This window comes from Streptomyces canus (genome assembly GCF_041435015.1).
GTDB lineage: Bacteria > Actinomycetota > Actinomycetes > Streptomycetales > Streptomycetaceae > Streptomyces > Streptomyces canus_G.
This window is the reverse complement of sequence record NZ_CP107989.1, coordinates 3,122,316-3,140,876: the sequence shown is the minus strand read 5'-3', so window position 1 is coordinate 3,140,876 and position 18,561 is coordinate 3,122,316. Positions and strand designations below refer to the sequence as shown.

The following is an 18,561-nucleotide window of genomic DNA, read 5'->3' as shown; positions in this document are numbered from 1 at the left end:
CCGTGGCTCACCGGTGTCGCATCCAGACGTTCGGCTCCTGATAGAGGCCGGCGTCGGCGTCCCGGTCGACCCGCAGCACACTCAGCCCGTCCGGGATGACGTAGTCGCCGGACTCGGGGAGGGCGAGGTCCGTCCAGCCCTCCCACTCGGCGACCGTGCCGGTCATCGTCTGTGAGACGGGGGCCGGGGCGAGGATCCGGGCGCCGAGCCGTTCGTGGGTCCGGATCCAGGGATCGAGGGCGGTCCCGTCCTCCCGCCGCCAGCGCAGGAACGACTCGATGGGCGTCAGCGGATAGCGGGCCTTGGTCGTGGGCCGCACGGGCGCGACGACTCGCGCCAGCCCCGCATCCTGTCCGGCCTCCCGCAGGGCGGTGAGCATCCGCCCCGCGAGTCCCTGCCCCTTGAGCGACGGGGTGACGATCGCCCCGCAGATCACCAGGGTGTCGGGTTCGACGCCCTGCTCATGACCCTCGACGGCCCGCACCAGCGCGTCCGTGTACCCCGAGGGCAGCGCGTCGGCCCGGCCGTCCCACCGCAGCGGCACCCCCCACCCGGCGGCGACGGGAACCCCGTCCGCGTCCAGCAGCATCAGATCCAGCCCCGCGAAGAACTCCCGCACCCGGCCGATGTACTCCTTCACCAGCCGGTCGGCGGTGATGAACGAGGGGAAGCCCTCGCCGAACAACTCCGCGAGCTGCTCGTCGGGCCATGTCCGGGCGTCGGATCGCACAGGGGTCGAGATCATCCGACGTTCCTATCAGCGCGGTCCGGCTGTGTCAGCAACGAACGGCCCCCGAACCGGGGGCGGCACGGCTCAGCTTCCGCAGGTACAGTGCGGAGATCAGCAGACCCCAGTGTGAGGCCCCGCCCGTGTTGACCCAGACGACCTCCCGGGTCCTCGAACCGAGCGACCTGGATGCCGCGCTCGCCGTGCTCGACCGCGATCCGGTCGCGAACGCCTTCGTGACGTCGAGGGTGCAGGTCGCAGGCCTCGACCCGTGGCGGCTCGGCGGCGAGATGTGGGGCTGGTACGAGGACGGCATGCTCACGTCCCTCTGCTACGCCGGCGCCAACCTGGTGCCGATCTGCGCGACCCCTCGAGCCGTTCGTGCCTTCGCCGACCGCGCCCGGCGTTCCGGCCGCCGCTGCTCGTCCATCGTCGGTCCCGTCGAACCCACCGCCCAGCTCTGGCGCCTGCTGGAACCCAGCTGGGGCCCGGCGCGGGAGATCCGTGCCCAGCAGCCCCTCATGGTCACCGACCGCATGCCCGCCGACATCGCCCCGGATCCGTACGTCCGCCGCATCCGGAAGGACGAGATGGAAACGATCATGCCGGCGTGCGTGGCGATGTTCACGGAAGAGGTCGGCGTCTCCCCGCTGGCCGGCGACGGCGGCCTCCTCTACCAGGCCCGCGTCGCCGAACTGGTCGGTTCCGGCCGCTCCTTCGCCCGCCTCGACGAACACGGCAAGGTCGTCTTCAAGGCGGAGATCGGCGCCGCGACGGACCGGGCCTGCCAGATCCAGGGCGTGTGGGTGGCCCCTGAGTACCGGGGCAGGGGAGTGGCGGCCCCGGGGATGGCGGCGGTACTGCGGTACGCCCTGGCGGACGTGGCCCCGGTGGTGAGCCTGTACGTCAACGACTTCAACACCCCGGCGAGGCGGACGTACGCGAGGGTGGGCTTCCAGGAGATCGGCGCGTTCATGAGCATCCTCTTCTGAGCCGACCCGCCCCCGGCACACAACGGAAACCCCCCTGTACGCTGCCCGCATGGACCTCGTCATCGGCCCCCTGGACCTGTCCGCCCACGTGGACGAGGCCCTGGCAGTACAGGCCGTCGCATTCGGCCTCGGCGCCGACGAGGTAGCGGTCCGCCGCCAGATCGTGCTCCGCCACATGACCTATCCCGGTGCGAGGGCCCTCGGCGCGACCGTCGGAGGGCATCTCGTCGGATTCGTGTACGGCATGCCCAACGACCGCACCCACTGGTGGTCCACCGTCGTGGAGCCCTACCTCCGCGCGCAGCACCACGACATCTGGCTCGACGGCTCGTTCGTGATCACCGAGCTCCATGTCCACCCCCACCACCAGAACCGCGGCATCGGCCGCACCCTGATCACCGCGATCACCGACAGCGCCGCGGAGCCCCGCTCGATCCTCTCCGCGATCGACACCGACAGCCCGGCCCGCGGCCTTTACCACTCCCTCGGCTACCAGGACCTCGCCCGCCAGGTCCTCTTCCCGAGCGCCCCGAAGCCGTACGCCGTGATGGGCGCCCCCTTGCCCCTGCGCCGCCGCTGAACCGATTTCCGCGGGCACAGCCCGCCCGGCTAACCTCCTAGCCATCACCCTTATCCGGCAGGAGTACGAGAACCATGGCGAACGCACCGGTCCAGCGCATGTCCCAGTTGATGGCGAAGACGCTGCGCGACGACCCGGCGGACGCCGAGGTCCTCAGCCACAAGCTGCTCGTGCGTGCCGGGTACGTTCGCCGGACCGCGGCCGGCATCTGGAGCTGGCTGCCGCTCGGCAAGAAGGTGCTGGCCAACGTCGAGCGGATCGTCCGTGAGGAGATGGACGCGATCGGTGCCCAGGAGGTGCTGCTCCCCGCGATCCTGCCGCGGGAGCCGTACGAGGCGACCGGCCGCTGGGACGAGTACGGCCCCGAGCTGTTCCGCCTTCAGGACCGCAAGGGCGGCGACTACCTCCTCGGGCCGACCCACGAGGAGATCTTCACGCTGATCGTGAAGGACCAGGCGTCCTCCTACAAGGACCTGCCGGTCATCCTCTACCAGATCCAGCACAAGTACCGTGACGAGGCCCGCCCCCGGGCCGGCATCCTGCGCGGCCGCGAGTTCCTGATGAAGGACTCGTACTCCTTCGACACCGAGGACGAGGGCCTGGCCCAGTCCTACGCCCTGCACCGCCAGGCCTACCAGAAGGTCTTCGAGCGTCTGGGCCTCGACTACCGCATCTGCGCCGCCACCGCCGGCGCGATGGGCGGCTCCAAGTCGGAGGAGTTCCTCGCCCCCGCCGAGGCCGGCGAGGACACCTTCGCGGACTGCCCGAACTGTGATTTCGCGGCCAACACCGAGGCGATCACGTACGAGTTGAAGCCGGTGGACGCGGTCGGCGTCGCCGCCCTCGAGGAGATCCCCACCCCCGACACCCCGACCATCGAGACCCTCGCCGCCCACCTCGGCGTCGAGGCCTCCGACACCCTCAAGAACCTCCTCGTGAAGGTCGACGGCGAGATCGTGGCCGTCGGCGTCCCCGGCGACCGCGAGGTCGACATGGGCAAGGTGGAGGCACACTTCGCGCCCGCCGCCGTGGAGCTGGTGAGCGCCGAGGACTTCGTCGGCCGTCCCGACCTTGTGCGCGGCTACGTCGGTCCGCAGGGCCTGGGCGAGAAGGTGAAGTACATCGCCGACCCGCGCGTGGCCCCCGGCACCGCCTGGATCACCGGCGCCAACAAGGAGCACACGCACGCGAAGAACGTCGTCGCCGGTCGTGACTTCGAGGTCGACGAGTATGTCGACGTCGTGGTCGTCCAGGAGGGCGACCCGTGCCCGAAGTGCGGCACCGGCCTCAAGCTGGACCGCGCCATCGAGATCGGCCACATCTTCCAGCTCGGCCGCAAGTACGCCGACGCCCTCAAGCTCGACGTCCTCGGCCAGAACGGCAAGCCGGTCCGCGTGACCATGGGCTCCTACGGCATCGGCGTCTCCCGCGCGGTCGCCGCCCTCGCCGAGCAGTCCGCCGACGACAAGGGCCTGTGCTGGCCCGCCGAGGTCGCCCCCGCCGACGTGCACGTCGTCGCCGCAGGCAAGGCCCTCCAGATCGAACTGGCCCTCGACGTCTCCGAGAAGCTGCGCGAGGCGGGCCTCAGGGTTCTCGTCGACGACCGCGCGGGGGTCTCCCCGGGTGTGAAGTTCACCGATTCCGAACTCATCGGCGTACCGAAGATCCTGGTCGCGGGCCGCCGCTCCGCCGAGGGTGTCCTGGAACTCAAGGACCGCCGCAGCGGTGAGCGCGAGGAGCTGACGGTGGACGAGGCGATCGCGCGCCTGACCGCTTGAGCGCACGGCGGCGGTCGCACCGGCGGCCGCCGCCCTACGGTCTCAGAGCCACGCGGCGAACTCCAGCAGCAACTCGGCATCCTTCGGCCGTCCCACCCGTAGCGCCCGGACCCCCGACTCCACGGCCCGGAACAACGTCCACCCCCGCAACCGCTCCTGATCCACCTCGAGGGACTCCGCGAGCCGCTTGATCCGCCGGCGGGTCGTCGCCGCCCCCGACGGCGAGGCGATCAGGTCCTCCACCCGGTCCCGCACCAGCCGGGCCAGATCGAACGCACACTCCCCGACGACGGGATCAGGCCCGACGGCGAGCCAGGGCGACCGCACACCGGACAGCACCTTGCTCTGCCGGAACGTGCCGTGCAGCAACCGCTCCTCCGGCGGCGCGGCCAGCAACGACTCGCGCGCATCGAGGGCCGCGTTCACCAGCCCCGCCACCTCCGCGGAAGCCCCCCGCATGACCGCGGCCTGCCGCCCGGTCCGCTCGGCCACCGTCTCGAAGACATGGTCGCCCGGCGGCTCCACCCACAGCCGCCGCAGCGCCCCAGCAGCCTCGAGCAGCGCTTTCGCCTCCGGCAGGGACCGCACGGACACATCCGGATGCAGCCGCTCGAGCAGCAGTACCCCCTCGGCGACAAAGGGCTCCAGCAGCTGTACGGCCCCCCGCCCGTCCCAGTGCGCGAGCGCCGCCCGCTCGCTCTCCGGCCGGGCCCGGGCCGGGGCCAGCTTGAGCACGGCCGGGGTTCCGTCAGCGTGTCGCACGAGCACCACGAGGCTGCTGCGCCCCCCGGGCACCTGGACCCGCTCCACGGTCAACTCGCGCAGCGCGACAGCCTGTTCAGCGGTCTCGGGCAGCCTCTCCACCCAGTCGTCACCGTCCGGCGCGCTCTCGCCGAGCGCCCGCACCAGCCGCTGCGGTGGTTCGAAAGCCATGCCCGAGTCGTTTCCTTCCTGTACCGCGTTACGCCCTGGGAGCCGACGAAGAAGCCGGGCCATAGGCCGACGACGACAGCGTGACCGCCCGCTCGGCGAGCCCAGGGAAGGCTACGCTCTCGCCGCGCCAGCGCACCGCCCGCACCGCGGCCTCCCGCAGCGCCTCGGCGGCCGTGCTCCGCCGCCCGCCCTCGGTTGCCCGCACCAGGTCGGAGTACACCCCGGCCACCCGCTCCTCCAGGTCGGCGGCGAGCCGTACCGCCGCGGCCGAGTCCGGCACCGGGAAGGGCAGCGCGTACGCCGCGGCCGCGGCCACCGGCTTTCCGCCCATGTTCCGCACCTGGCGCACCAGCCCGTCCCGCCGGGCCCGGTGTGCGTCATAGGCGGCCTTGGCCTCCGTTCGCCGAGCCTCAGCGATCCGGCCGCCGACGACGCCGTAGCCGTACACGGCCGCGTGCTCGGCGGCCAGCGCCTTCTGAAAGGCCTCCAGCTCCTTGTCGTTCCCGTCGCTCACCGGATCCCCTCCATCAGCAGATAGGCGTGCGCCGCACCGGCCGCCGCCACGGAGGCCAGCAGCCGGGCCAGCTCGCCCGGTACGTCCAGCAGCGCCTTGGCCCGCCGGTCGGCGAGCGCCCGTTCGGCGGCGGCGAGCTGGGCGAGGGCGTCCTTCTCGGTCGCGGGGACCGTGACCGACGGTGCGGGCGAGGCCTGCGACGCGGTGGGCGAGGACTTCGCGACCGTCTCCCCGAACGCCTCCACATGCCGCGCCGCTTCCGCCCGCAACGGCCCCACCCGCTGCGCCAGCGCCGGATGGGCGGCGAGGACGGCGTCGTACCGCTCGACGATCCCCCGGCTGTCCCGAGCCGCACGCACGCGTGCCCGCTCGACGACGGACGGACTGCCGGCGGTGCCCTCCTCGCTGCTCCCGGTCCCGTCGGAGCAGCCGACCAGCAGGGCGCCCCCGGCGACCGAGGCGAGCAGGGATCTTCTGCGCGGCCCCGAGGGGACGTGCGGCGGAGGGGGGTACGGCACGACAGACGTCCTCGGGAAGCTCGTACGAACACATGGGCGGGAGGTCACCCCGCTGGCGATCACGGTACCCGCGCATCCGAGGTCACCTGGACGGCAACACCCCCTGCGACCGGATACCCTTTGACCAGACACGCGACCTACCCACAACAGCACACGCGGCCGAGGAGTCACCCGGATGAGCACGACCCAGAGCGAGAGGCTGCGAGAGCTCCTGGAACCGCTCGTCACCTCCCAGGGCCTGGATCTCGAAGAGATCGCAGTGGACTCCGTAGGACGAAAGCGAGTGCTGCGCGTCGTCGTCGACTCGGACACCGGTGCCGACCTGGACCAGATCGCCGATGTGAGCCGTGCGCTCTCGGCGAAGCTCGACGAGAGCGACGCGATGGGCGCGGGGGAGTACACCCTCGAGGTCGGCACCCCGGGCGCGGAGCGCCTCCTCAAGGAGCACCGTCACTACGTGCGCGCCGTGGACCGGCTGGTGAAGTTCCAGCTGACCGAGGGCGGCGAGCTGGTCGCCAGGATCCTGAAGGTCGACGACGAAGGCCTCGACCTCGAAGTGCCCGGCGTCAAGGGCCGCAAGGCCACCGCCCGCAGACTCGCCTTCTCCGACTTCGAGAAGGCACGCGTGCAGGTCGAGTTCAGCCGCAAGGACAGCAAGAACGAAAACGAGCAGGAAGAGGAGGCGTAGCCGTGGACATCGACATGAGTGCCCTGCGGGGCTTGGTACGGGAGAAGGAGATCTCCTTCGACCTGTTGGTCGAGGCGATCGAGTCGGCCCTCCTCATCGCCTACCACCGCACCGAGGGAAGCCGCCGTCACGCGCGCGTGGAGCTCAACCGCGAGAGCGGCCATGTGACCGTGTGGGCGAAGGAGGATCCCGAGGATCTGGAGGAGGGGCAGGAGGCCCGCGAGTTCGACGACACCCCGTCCGGCTTCGGCCGTATCGCCGCCACCACCGCCAAGCAGGTCATCCTGCAGCGGCTGCGCGACGCCGAGGACGACGCGACGCTCGGCGAGTACGCGGGGCGCGAGGGCGACATCGTCATGGGCGTGGTCCAGCAGGGCCGCGACCCGAAGAACGTGCTCGTCGACATCGGCAAGCTGGAGGCCATCCTGCCGGTGCAGGAGCAGGTCCCCGGTGAGACGTATCCGCACGGGATGCGGCTGCGGTCGTACGTCGTACGAGTGGCGAGGGGTGTGCGTGGTCCGTCCGTCACCCTGTCGCGCACGCACCCCAATCTGGTGAAGAAGCTCTTCGCCCTGGAGGTGCCGGAGATCGCCGACGGGTCCGTCGAGATCGCCGCGATCGCCCGCGAGGCCGGTCACCGCACCAAGATCGCCGTACGGTCCACCCGATCGGGCCTGAACGCCAAGGGCGCCTGCATCGGCCCGATGGGCGGACGTGTGCGCAATGTCATGGGTGAGCTGAACGGTGAGAAGATCGACATCGTCGACTGGTCGGACGACCCGGCCGAGATGGTCGCCAACGCGCTGTCGCCGGCCCGGGTGTCCAAGGTCGAGGTCGTGGACATGGCCGCCCGCTCCGCGCGGGTGACCGTCCCCGACTACCAACTCTCCCTCGCCATCGGCAAGGAGGGGCAGAACGCCCGGCTCGCCGCCCGGCTCACCGGCTGGCGGATCGACATCCGGCCGGACACCGAGCAGGCCGGCGAGTAGCGCCGGCGGATGGCGCCGGTGAACGGCGCTGGGGAATAGATCCAAGCCGCAGGTGGCTTAGATCACGACAACAACCGTTCGATCGCTGCCCCCAAGGGGTGAGGTCGGTACGGGGAGGTAGACTTAAGAGTGTCTGGCCGGACGCCCGCCCGAGCATGCCCTGAACGCACCTGTGTGGGTTGCAGGCAGCGAACGGCCAAGACCGATCTGCTGCGCATCGTGGCGATCGAGGACGCATGCGTCCCTGATCCTCGCGGTACGCTGCCCGGCCGGGGTGCGTACGTACACCCCGCCCTGGTCTGTCTCGACCAGGCGGTACGCCGCCGGGCGTTCACGCGGGCGCTGCGCGCCCCGGGAGCGCTCGACATAAAGGCGTTGCGCCAGTACGTCGAGCAGACAGACAGTTGCTGAGCAGGCAACACCGTAAGAAGCGTCGCGCGGAACCCCCGTGCGGCCCTGGTACCCCGCGAGTTGGAAGTAGGTCGAGATTGCGATGAGCACTCGATGAGCACGCGATGAGTACGCCCATGAAGTAGCGACGGTCCGGACGCACCCGGACCTAAAAGGAGCGAAGTGGCTAAGGTCCGGGTATACGAACTCGCCAAGGAGTTCGGGGTGGAGAGCAAGGTCGTCATGGCCAAGCTCCAGGAACTCGGTGAATTCGTCCGTTCGGCGTCTTCGACCATCGAAGCGCCCGTTGTCCGTAAGTTGACGGACGCCCTCCAGCAGGGCAACGGAGGCGGCAAGCCCGCCCCCGCACGCAAGGCTGCCCCGGCCAGGCCGGCAGCCCCCTCTCCCGCGCAGGCCGCCCGTCCGGCCGCCCCGCGCCCGCCGGCTCCCAAGCCGGCCGCCGCCGAGAGGCCCGCGGCTCCCGCCGCCCCGGCCGCTCCCGGCTCCCGTCCCACTCCGGGCCCGAAGCCCGCACCGGCGCCGCGGCCCGCCCCGGCGTCCCCGGCTCCGACCACGCCGGAGTTCACGGCACCCCCGGCGGCTCCCGCCGCACCGGCCTCCCAGGGCCAGGGCCAGGGTTCCGGCCCGCGTCCGGGTGCTCCTCGTCCGGCCTCCCAGGCCCCGCGTCCCGGCGCTCCGCGTCCGGCCGGCGGTCCCGGCCAGGGCGGTCAGGGCCGTGGTGAGCGCGGCGACCGTCCCGGCGCTCCGCGTCCGGGCGGCCAGGGTGCCCGTCCCGGCGCTCGTCCGGCCGGTCCCCGTCCGGGCAACAACCCCTTCACCTCTGGTGGCTCCACCGGCATGGCGCGCCCGCAGGCGCCCCGTCCGGGCGGTGCCCCGCGCCCCGGCGGCCCTGGTGGTCCCGGTGAGCGTCCCGGCGGCGCTCCGCGTCCGCAGGGTCAGGGCCAGGGCGGTCCCCGTCCCCAGGGCGCGGCGGGCGGTCCCCGTCCGCAGGCCCCGGGCGGCTCGCGTCCGAGCCCGGGTGGCATGCCCCGTCCGCAGGGCGGTCCCCGTCCCGGCGGCGGTGGCCCCGGCGGCCCGCGTCCCAACCCCGGCATGATGCCGCAGCGTCCGGCTGCCGGCCCGCGTCCCGGCGGCGGTGGCCCCGGTGGTCGCGGTCCCGGTGGCGGTGGCGGTCGCCCCGGTGGCGGTGGCGGCGGTCGTCCCGGTGGCGGCGGCGGCGGTTTCGCCGGTCGTCCCGGTGGCGGTGGCGGCGGCTTCGCCGGTCGTCCCGCGGGTCCCGGTGGCGGTGGCGGCGGTTTCGCCGGCCGTCCGGGTGGTCCCGGCGGTGGCGGCGGCGGTCGTCCCGGTTTCGGTGGTCGTCCCGGCGGTCCCGGTGGCCGTGGTGGCACGCAGGGCGCCTTCGGTCGTCCCGGCGGTCCCGCGCGTCGCGGTCGCAAGTCGAAGCGGCAGAGGCGCCAGGAGTACGAGGCCATGCAGGCCCCGTCGGTCGGCGGCGTGATGCTGCCTCGCGGCAACGGCGAAGCCATTCGCCTGTCGCGCGGTGCCTCGCTCACCGACTTCGCGGAGAAGATCAACGCCAACCCGGCGTCCCTCGTCGCGGTCATGATGAACCTCGGCGAGATGGTCACGGCCACGCAGTCCGTCTCCGACGAGACGCTGCAGCTCCTCGCGGGCGAGATGAACTACACGGTTCAGATCGTCAGCCCCGAGGAGGAGGACCGCGAGCTGCTCGAGTCCTTCGACATCGAGTTCGGTGAGGACGAGGGCGACGACGAGGACCTGGTCGTCCGTCCGCCGGTCGTGACCGTCATGGGTCACGTCGACCACGGTAAGACCCGACTCCTCGACGCCATCCGCAAGACGAACGTCATCGCGGGCGAGGCCGGCGGCATCACCCAGCACATCGGTGCCTACCAGGTCTCGACCCAGGTCAACGAAGAAGACCGCGCGATCACCTTCATCGACACCCCGGGTCACGAGGCGTTCACCGCCATGCGTGCCCGTGGTGCCCGGTCGACGGACATCGCGATCCTGGTCGTCGCGGCCAACGACGGCGTCATGCCGCAGACGGTCGAGGCGCTCAACCACGCCAAGGCGGCCGACGTCCCGATCGTCGTCGCGGTCAACAAGATCGACGTCGAGGGTGCCGACCCGACCAAGGTGCGCGGTCAGCTGACCGAGTACGGCCTGGTGGCCGAGGAGTACGGCGGCGACACCATGTTCGTCGACATCTCCGCCAAGCAGGGTCTGAACATCGACTCCCTGCTGGAGGCCGTGGTGCTCACGGCCGACGCCTCGCTCGACCTGCGGGCCAACCCGAACCAGGACGCGCAGGGCATCTCGATCGAGTCCCGTCTCGACCGCGGCCGTGGTGCCGTGGCGACGGTGCTCGTCCAGCGAGGCACGCTGCGGGTCGGCGACACGATGGTCGTGGGCGACGCCTACGGCCGCGTGCGCGCCATGCTCGACGACAACGGCAACAACGTCGCCGAGGCCGGCCCGTCGACGCCGGTCCAGGTCCTGGGCCTGACCAACGTCCCGGGTGCGGGCGACAACTTCCTGGTGGTCGACGAGGACCGTACGGCCCGTCAGATCGCCGAGAAGCGCGCCGCCCGCGAGCGGAACGCGGCGTTCGCCAAGCGCACGCGCCGTGTGTCGCTCGAGGACCTGGACAAGGTGCTCAAGGCCGGCGAGGTCCAGCAGCTCAACCTCATCATCAAGGGTGACGCTTCTGGTTCCGTCGAGGCCCTCGAGTCCTCCCTGCTCCAGCTGGACGTCGGCGAAGAGGTCGACATCCGGGTCCTGCACCGCGGTGTCGGTGCGGTCACGGAGTCGGACATCGACCTGGCGATGGGCTCGGACGCCATCGTGATCGGCTTCAACGTCCGCGCGGCAGGCCGTGCGGCGCAGATGGCCGAGCGCGAGGGTGTGGACGTCCGCTACTACTCGGTCATCTACCAGGCGATCGAGGAGATCGAGGCGGCCCTCAAGGGCATGCTCAAGCCGGAGTACGAAGAGGTCGAGCTCGGTACGGCGGAGATCCGCGAGGTCTTCCGCTCGTCGAAGCTGGGCAACATCGCCGGTGTGCTGGTCCGCTCCGGCGAGGTCAAGCGCAACACCAAGGCGCGGTTGCTGCGCGACGGCAAGGTCGTCGCGGAGAACCTCACCATCTCCGGTCTGCGCCGCTTCAAGGACGACGTCACCGAGATCCGCGAAGGCTTCGAGGGTGGTATCAACCTCGGAAACTTCAACGACATCAAGGTCGACGACGTCATCGCGACGTACGAGATGCGCGAGAAGCCGCGCGGCTGACCGTCGTAGCACGCGATCGGGGCCGATCGGCGGACGTAATATCCGTCGATCGGCCCCGGCCGTTGCGTGTACGGTTCCCCGTACCGGCGTCCAAGCGCGGCGCCCGTACCCCGAACCGGCGGGACATCCGGCTACACATGTATGTGGGGACTCTGTCCTTCGACCTGCTCCTCGGTGACGTCCACTCGCTGAAGGAGAAACGCTCTCTCGTCCGTCCGATCGTGGCCGAGCTCCAGCGCAAGTACGCGGTGAGCGCGGCGGAGACGGGCAATCAGAACCTCCACCGCAGGGCCGAGATCGGGCTCGCGGTGGTCTCCGGGGACACGGGACACCTCACCGACGTGCTGGACCGCTGCGAGCGGCTGGTCGCCGGGCGGCCCGAGGTGGAACTGCTCTCGGTTCGACGCAGGCTCCACAGCGACGAAGACTGAAGCAAGCAGCAAGACAGTTACTAAGGAGACGGACCAGTGGCCGACAACGCGCGCGCCAAGAGGCTGGCGGACCTCATCCGAGAGGTGGTGGCCCAGAAGCTGCTGCGCGGGATCAAGGACCCGCGGCTCGGCTCACACGTCACCATCACGGACACCCGGGTCACGGGTGACCTGCGGGAGGCGACCGTCTTCTACACGGTGTACGGCGGCGACGAGGAGCGGGCGGCCGCGGCCGCAGGGCTGGAGAGCGCCAAGGGCGTGCTCCGCAGCGCGGTCGGAGCGGCGGCGGGCGTGAAGTTCACCCCGACGCTGACCTTCGTGGCCGATGCGCTGCCCGACACCGCCAAGACCATCGACGACCTCCTCGACAAGGCGCGCCAGTCCGACGAGAAGGTGCGCGAGGTCTCGGCCGGCGCCAAGTACGCCGGCGACGCCGATCCGTACCGGAAGCCGGGCGACGAGGACGAGACGGACGACGCCGCCGAATGACCCAGAAGAACCCGCCGCCCGACGGCCTTGTCATCGTGGACAAGCCGTCGGGCTTCACTTCGCACGACGTGGTCGCCAAGATGCGCGGGATCGCCAGGACCCGCCGCGTCGGACACGCCGGCACCCTCGACCCCATGGCGACGGGTGTGCTGGTCCTCGGTGTCGAGAAGGCCACCAAGCTCCTCGGGCACCTCGCGCTGACCGAGAAGGAGTACCTGGGCACGATCCGGCTCGGCCAGACGACGCTGACCGACGACGCGGAGGGCGAGATCACGGGGTCGGCAGACGCCTCGAAGGTCACCCGAGAGGCCGTCGACGCCGGGATCGCCAAGCTGAGCGGCGACATCATGCAGGTGCCGTCCAAGGTCAGCGCCATCAAGATCGACGGCGTGCGCTCGTACAAACGGGCGCGTGAGGGCGAGGACTTCGAGATCCCGGCCCGCCCCGTCACGATCTCGTCCTTCGCGGTCCACGACGTCCGGGACGCGGTCGCCGAGGACGGCACGGCCGTTGTGGATCTGGTCGTGTCGGTGGTCTGCTCGTCCGGCACCTACATCCGGGCCCTCGCCCGCGACCTGGGCGCCGACCTGGGCGTCGGCGGCCACCTGACGGCTCTGCGCCGCACGCGCGTGGGCCCGTACAAGCTGGACTCGGCCAAGACGCTCGACCAGCTCCAGCAGGAGCTGACGGTGATGCCGATCGCCGAGGCCGCGACCGCCGCGTTCCCCCGCTGGGACGTCGACGGCCGCCGGGCCAAGCTGCTCACCAACGGCGTACGGCTCGACATGCCCGACGAGTACACGGGCGCCGGTACGGTGGCCGTCTTCGACCCCGAGGGCCGCTTTCTGGCGCTGGTCGAGGAACAGAAGGGCAAGGCGAAGAGCCTGGCCGTCTTCGGCTAGGCACCGAGGCTGTTTGCCCGTGGAGCGGCGATCACGGGGTTGTGCCGCCGCTCCACGGTCCCCCCTCGGTTCCCCCACCCCTAGGGTGTATCCGCCCGTCCCCTTCCATTCACCCGCGCGGGCAGGCGCTCGGAGTGAACCGGGGGAGTGGAAGGGGGCGCGTTCACCACACGATCTGTGCCGCCGATCACCACACGCCTACCGTCGAAAACAGGAACGTGCGTACGGCGGGGAGGTACGGCCATGGCGGCAGGAGATGACTCCGCCGACGGAACGACGCCTCTCGCCTCCGGCGCGGAGATGCCGGGGCGGGGGGAAGGGATCGCGGGGGAGCCGGGTCTGTCTGCGGGGCGTGGGGGCCGGGAGTCCGGCGAGGTGGCCTGGCCTAGGGGGGCTGGGGGTGGAGAGCCGCGTGAGGCGGGTCGGTCTGCGGGGCTTGGTGGTCGGGAGCTGCGGGACGTGGCTTGGACTGCGGGGCGTGGGGGCCGGGAGTCCGGCGAGGTGGCCTGGCCTAGGGGGGCTGGGGGGCGGGAGTCGCGTGAGCCGGGTCGGTCTGCGGGGCTTGGTGGTCGGGAGCTGCGGGACGTGGCTTGGACTGCGGGGCCTGGGGGCCGGGAGTCCGGCGAGGTGGCCTGGCCTAGGGGGGCTGGGGGTGGAGAGTCGCGTGAGGCGGGTCTGTCTGCGGGATCTGGGGGGCGGGAGTCGCGCGACGCGGGTCTGTCTGCGGAACAGCTGTCTGCGGAACAGCGGGGCTCGGAGCCGCGTGAGGCGGGTCTGAGCGGGTGCGAGGAGCGTTCGCGGCATGCGCGGGGGCGGCAACGCGGACCGGTTCCCGGGGCCGGGCGGGACGAGGGACTCGTGCGGATTCTTGATCTGGCCGGCCGGCCCCGGGGGATCGGGTTCGTGGCCGATCACCGTGGCACCGTCGTCACCGGCCATGAGGCCGTCGACGGGCTGGCCCGGCTCGTGCTGCACTCCGGCGGTGACCGCAGTCGTGTGGTGTCCGCCGATGCCGTGACCGCGCTGCCCGAGCTGGACCTGGCGCTCATCCGGGCCGAAGGACTCGGCGTGGACCCGTTGCCGGTGTCCGTGCGCGACACCGTCGAGACCGGCACCTACGTCCGGCTCCCCGCCGGCTGCTGGCGCGAGGCCCGTGTGCTGGGCACGGCCTCCGTGACCTACACCGCCACCGACCGCTTCCATCTCCTCGAAGACGTCCTGGAGTTGGCGATCGGCACCGCGGGACGGGACGCCCTCCGGCTGGGCGGCGGGGCCGCCGGAGGCCCCGTGCTCGACGCCGAGACCGGCGCGGTGGTCGCCGTCCTCGGCACCGCCCTGCAGTGCGGCCACCGCGACAGCGGATACGCGGTCCCGCTCCGCTCCGTCCGGACCGGCCCCCTCGCCGACCTGCTCGCGGAGAACGCGGCGACGGTCCCGGCGTACGGCGCCGACCTCAACCTCGCCGGCGTGCTGGAACTGACGGCCACCTCGATCGGCCAGGACGGGCCGCCGGGCACGCTCGCCGGTCACGTGGGCCGGGCAGACCCGACCGAGCCGGTCGAACGGACAGCGGTCACCAGGGAGTTCGCCGCTTTCCCCGAGGGCCCGGCCGGCGTTCTCGGCCTCGTCGGACCGCCCGGCAGCGGCCGTACGACACAACTCGCGGCCCTCGCCGCCCGCCGCCACCGGAGCTCCGCCCCGGCCCCCACCCTCTGGCTGCGCGGCGCGGACCTCGAGGACACCGACGCCTCGGTGGCCGACGCGGCGAGCCGAGCGCTCACCAGGGCCGCCCGGATCGTGGCGAGCTCCACGGACACCGTCCCCGCCGACCTGGGCGACCTCACCCCAGAACGCCTGGCCCGCCTCTCCGGCACCGCGGGCCGCCCCCTGTTCCTTCTCCTCGACGGACCCGAGGAGATGCCCCCGGTCCTGGCCCACCGCCTCGCCGAGTGGACACAGGGCACGGTGAAGTGGCTGGCGGAGACGGGGGCGAGGCTGGTGGTGGCGTGCCGGGAGGAGTACTGGGAGGGCGCGGACTTCCCGGAGGAACTGCTGTACGGCATCCCGGAGGGGCACCTTCCGCCCTGCGTACGCCTCGCCGACCTCACCGACGAGGAGGCCCGCCGTGCCCGGGCCCGCCACACCCTCCCCGAAGGCATCCTCACCGCCCCCGACGACCGCCACCCCCTCACCCTCCGGCTCCTCTCCGAGGTCCGCGCGGCTCTCCCGGACGCCCCGCACGCCCCCACGGACCGCGACGAGGTCTTCTCGGCGTACCTCGACCTGATGTGCCTGCGTATCGCGGTACGGCTGGCCACGGCGAGCGGCCTGCGCGGCGCCGCCGTCCGCCGGCTCGCCGCGAAGGTCTCCGGCCAGGTCCACGAGGCCGCCCGCCGCAGCCTCGGTCCCGGGCACGGGGAGCTGGACCGGGAGTCGTTCGAGGCGGTGTTCCCCTGGGGCCCGGCGCCGAAGCGGCTCGGCGGCACCGGCTGGGCCTCCGCCGTCCTCACCGAGGGCCTCCTCGTCCCCGCCGGCAGCGGCTACCGCTTCGCCCACGAGGAACTCGCCGACTGGATCCAGGGCACCCACCTCGACCTGGACGAGGCCCTGCGTGTCCTGGTCCACCGCCACCGCACCGAACGGGAAGACCCCCTCCCCGTCCCGCACCACCGCATCGGCCCCGTCGTCCAGGCCCTGCTTCTCGTCGCCCGCCAGCACGGCGCACGGCAACTGGCGCACCGACTGGAGGAGTTGCTCCACGCCCTCGACGCCGACACGCACTCCTGGTGGGCGGCCCGCCTTCTCACCGAGACCCTGCTGCGCGTGCCCGACGCGACGCCGTACACCGATGTCCTGCGGCGGCTCACCGACCGCCTGGTGGACCGGCGCCGTCAGGAGGAACCGGTCCCGCCCGCGTTCGGGCCGGCCTTCTGGACCGCCCTCCCGCTCCCGCCCGGTAACCGCTTCGAGCTGCTGCGCCGCCTCGTCCTCGCCGACGGGCCCCCGCACGAGCCGGGCCCCCGGTTCCTGGACGCCGTGGCAGAGCTGCTGGCCACGGACCCCACCGCCGTACAGCCGCATCTCACGCGCTGGTTCGACGACGAGCGGCCGCTGCCCGCGACCCCGCACGCGACCGTCGCGGAGGCCGCGCAGGCGCTGCTGCACACGCACCGGACCCGGGCCCTGGACGACCTCACCGAGGTGCTCGTCGGCTGTGCGCACCGGCGGGCCGACGAACTGCTCGCGGTGCTGGCCGAGGACGAGCCGTCGGCGGTGTGCCGGGCCGTGGACCGGTGGGCGCACGACGAGCGGCCGGCACGGCGGGTGGCGGCGGTGGCGTACGGACTGCGGGCCGCCCCGCACGTACGCACCGAGGCCGACCGCGAACTCCTGCGCTACGCCGCCCTCGCGCTGCTCGCCCGCCCCGAGGACCGCACCCTGCACGGCGGTGCGCTCGCCCTGCTGGTGCGCGACCCGCGCACGCGTGCCCGTCATCTCCCGCAGGCGCTCGGGCACTTCGCGGCCGGCGACCCGCGGTTCCCGCCCGGCGCGCTGGTCCCCGCGCTCGCCACCGACCCCGATCCGGTCCTGGAGGCCTTCCGGGAGCGGTTGCGCAGGCCGGGTGCCGGGGGGGCGCTGCGCACGCTCGCCGACGTCACCACGCCCGCCCTGGCCCGCCGGGTGGCCGTGCTGGCGCGGGAGGCGGTCGAGCGGCGCCCGGAGACCGCCGGTGACGTGGCCGCGTACGTCGACCGGCGCCTCGACCAGGGCCCCGCCGCCCGGGCCGTACTCCTCCCGCTGGTCAGCGGACTGCTCGCCGGCGCCTCGGAACGGGTGCGGGCCGCGCTGGCCGCCGTGCTCGTGGGCCCGGGCACCCCCGCCTCGCGCCCGCTGCGCCAGGAACTCCTCGATTTCCTCCTGGACCACGAACGGGAGCCCGCGGTCCTGGTCGCCCTGCTGCCCGCGGCCGCCGCGCGCGGTGGGGACGGCGTCCGCGACCTCGTCCGGCGCACCGGCCTCCTCCTCGTCCGCACCCCGCTGGGCGCGTCCGATTTCGACCGCGCTCTCGTCGACCTCGGTCGGCACGTGCCCGGGTTCGCCGCGCTGGTGGCCGGCTGGCTCGCCGACGCCCCGCAGGAGTGGGCGGGGGTGGTCGGCCCCAGCACCCGGCGGATGATCGAGAACCTGGCGGGTGTACGGGTTCCCGCCTGACTCCGCGTGCGTCGGGTCACAGCCCCCATGCCGATGCGAGCGACGGGCACGCGGCATGGCACCCTTAGACCTGCGTAAGTCGCAAGAGTCAATACGGACACAGGTTCGACGAGGAGCGGTCACAGTGCAGCGCTGGCGTGGCTTGGAGGACATCCCCGAGGACTGGGGGCGCAGCGTCGTCACCATCGGTTCCTACGACGGGGTCCACCGCGGGCACCAGCTGATCATCCGGCATGCCGTGGACCGGGCGCGCGAGCTGGGCGTCCCCTCGGTCGTCGTCACCTTCGACCCGCACCCCAGCGAGGTCGTCCGCCCCGGCAGTCACCCGCCCCTGCTGGCCCCGCACCACCGCCGCGCCGAGCTCATGGCCGAGCTGGGCGTGGACGCGCTCCTCATCCTCCCCTTCACCACGGAGTTCTCGAAGCTCTCGCCCGCCGACTTCGTCGTCAAGGTCCTGGTCGACAAGCTGCACGCCAAGGCGGTCGTCGAGGGCCCCAACTTCCGTTTCGGCCACAAGGCCGCGGGCAACGTCGACTTCCTCGTCGAGCAGGGCAAGACGTACGACTTCGAGGTCGAGATCGTCGACCTGTACGTGTCGGGCACGGCGGGCGGCGGCGAGCCCTTCTCCTCCACCCTGACCCGGCGCCTGGTCGCCGAAGGTGACGTGGAGGGCGCCGGGGAGATCCTGGGCCGTCCGCACCGGGTGGAGGGCGTGGTCGTCCGCGGGGCCCAGCGAGGGCGCGAGCTCGGCTTCCCGACCGCCAACGTCGAGACCCTCCCGCACACCGCCATCCCCGCCGACGGCGTCTACGCCGGCTGGCTGCACGCCCAGGGCGAGGCGATGCCGGCCGCGATCTCCGTCGGCACCAACCCGCAGTTCGACGGCACCGAGCGCACGGTGGAGGCGTACGCGATCGACCGCGTCGGGCTCGACCTGTACGGGCTGCACGTGGCGGTGGACTTCCTCGCCTATGTGCGCGGGCAGCAGAAGTTCGAGTCGCTGGACGCGCTGCTGAAGGCGATGGCCGAGGACGTGAAGCGGTGCCGTGAGCTGATCGAGGGCGCGCAGGCCTGAAGGCGTGGAG

16 protein-coding genes are annotated in these 18,561 nt (G+C 72.3%); 12 read left to right on the top strand and 4 right to left on the bottom strand.

Going from position 1 to position 18,561, the window contains the following annotated elements:
- Positions 1 to 7: 7 nt before the first annotated feature.
- A complete protein-coding gene (locus tag OG841_RS13875) occupies positions 8 to 745 on the bottom strand; it encodes a GNAT family N-acetyltransferase (RefSeq protein ID WP_328641195.1) in 738 nt (245 codons plus the stop codon).
- Between the two features lie 125 nt (positions 746 to 870).
- Between OG841_RS13875 and OG841_RS13870 the strand changes: the two genes are divergently transcribed.
- The 3 genes from OG841_RS13870 (at position 871) to OG841_RS13860 (ending at position 4,077) form a co-directional block, all read left to right on the top strand.
- Entirely contained in the window at positions 871 to 1,719 is an 849-nt protein-coding gene (locus tag OG841_RS13870; RefSeq protein WP_328641196.1) for a GNAT family N-acetyltransferase, read from the top strand.
- 49 nt (positions 1,720 to 1,768) lie between these two features.
- Positions 1,769 to 2,299, top strand: a complete 531-nt coding sequence (locus OG841_RS13865; RefSeq protein WP_328641197.1) for a GNAT family N-acetyltransferase — start codon at positions 1,769 to 1,771, stop codon at positions 2,297 to 2,299.
- Positions 2,300 to 2,373: 74 nt separating this feature from the next.
- Positions 2,374 to 4,077 (top strand): proline--tRNA ligase, encoded by a 1,704-nt coding sequence (locus tag OG841_RS13860; RefSeq protein WP_365122023.1) that lies wholly within the window; start codon positions 2,374 to 2,376, stop codon positions 4,075 to 4,077.
- Between the two features lie 42 nt (positions 4,078 to 4,119).
- Here the strand turns inward: OG841_RS13860 and OG841_RS13855 are convergent, their stop codons facing one another.
- Genes OG841_RS13855 through OG841_RS13845 form a run of 3 tightly spaced genes read right to left on the bottom strand, consistent with a single transcriptional unit; the run spans position 4,120 to position 6,042 of the window.
- Positions 4,120 to 5,010: an aminoglycoside phosphotransferase family protein gene (locus OG841_RS13855; protein WP_328641199.1), complete on the bottom strand. Its 891-nt coding sequence runs from the start codon at positions 5,008 to 5,010 to the stop codon at positions 4,120 to 4,122.
- Positions 5,011 to 5,038: 28 nt separating this feature from the next.
- Positions 5,039 to 5,524, bottom strand: a complete 486-nt coding sequence (locus tag OG841_RS13850; RefSeq protein WP_365122026.1) for a ferritin-like domain-containing protein — start codon at positions 5,522 to 5,524, stop codon at positions 5,039 to 5,041.
- Entirely contained in the window at positions 5,521 to 6,042 is a 522-nt protein-coding gene (locus OG841_RS13845) for a hypothetical protein (protein WP_365122029.1), read from the bottom strand. Before OG841_RS13845 ends, OG841_RS13850 begins: the two co-directional genes overlap by 4 nt.
- A 175-nt stretch (positions 6,043 to 6,217) precedes the next feature.
- Here OG841_RS13845 and rimP point away from each other — a divergent pair, with 175 nt between their 5' ends.
- From rimP to OG841_RS13800, 9 genes are all read left to right on the top strand, one after another.
- Complete coding sequence (rimP, locus tag OG841_RS13840) at positions 6,218 to 6,730, top strand: ribosome maturation factor RimP (protein ID WP_328641202.1); 513 nt, start codon at positions 6,218 to 6,220, stop codon at positions 6,728 to 6,730.
- A gap of 2 nt (positions 6,731 to 6,732) precedes the next feature.
- Complete coding sequence (gene nusA / locus OG841_RS13835) at positions 6,733 to 7,719, top strand: transcription termination factor NusA (RefSeq protein ID WP_057616701.1); 987 nt, start codon at positions 6,733 to 6,735, stop codon at positions 7,717 to 7,719.
- A 129-nt stretch (positions 7,720 to 7,848) separates the two neighbouring features.
- Positions 7,849 to 8,130 carry a YlxR family protein gene (locus OG841_RS13830; protein WP_328641203.1) on the top strand — a complete coding sequence of 94 codons (282 nt, stop codon included), beginning with the start codon at positions 7,849 to 7,851 and terminating at the stop codon, positions 8,128 to 8,130.
- A 162-nt stretch (positions 8,131 to 8,292) separates the two neighbouring features.
- Complete coding sequence (gene infB / locus OG841_RS13825; RefSeq protein WP_328641204.1) at positions 8,293 to 11,442, top strand: translation initiation factor IF-2; 3,150 nt, start codon at positions 8,293 to 8,295, stop codon at positions 11,440 to 11,442.
- Positions 11,443 to 11,579: 137 nt separating this feature from the next.
- Positions 11,580 to 11,873 (top strand): DUF503 domain-containing protein, encoded by a 294-nt coding sequence (locus OG841_RS13820; protein WP_020122665.1) that lies wholly within the window; start codon positions 11,580 to 11,582, stop codon positions 11,871 to 11,873.
- A 36-nt stretch (positions 11,874 to 11,909) separates the two neighbouring features.
- A complete protein-coding gene (rbfA, locus tag OG841_RS13815) occupies positions 11,910 to 12,362 on the top strand; it encodes a 30S ribosome-binding factor RbfA (protein ID WP_266558903.1) in 453 nt (150 codons plus the stop codon).
- Positions 12,359 to 13,264, top strand: coding sequence for a tRNA pseudouridine(55) synthase TruB (gene truB, locus OG841_RS13810; protein WP_365122035.1), 906 nt, complete (start codon positions 12,359 to 12,361; stop codon positions 13,262 to 13,264). Before rbfA ends, truB begins: the two co-directional genes overlap by 4 nt.
- 858 nt (positions 13,265 to 14,122) lie before the next feature.
- Positions 14,123 to 17,476: a trypsin-like peptidase domain-containing protein gene (locus OG841_RS13805; RefSeq protein ID WP_371565431.1), complete on the top strand. Its 3,354-nt coding sequence runs from the start codon at positions 14,123 to 14,125 to the stop codon at positions 17,474 to 17,476.
- A gap of 124 nt (positions 17,477 to 17,600) precedes the next feature.
- On the top strand, positions 17,601 to 18,551 hold the full coding sequence (locus OG841_RS13800; RefSeq protein WP_328641207.1) for a bifunctional riboflavin kinase/FAD synthetase: 951 nt from the start codon (positions 17,601 to 17,603) through the stop codon (positions 18,549 to 18,551).
- Positions 18,552 to 18,561 lie beyond the last annotated feature (10 nt).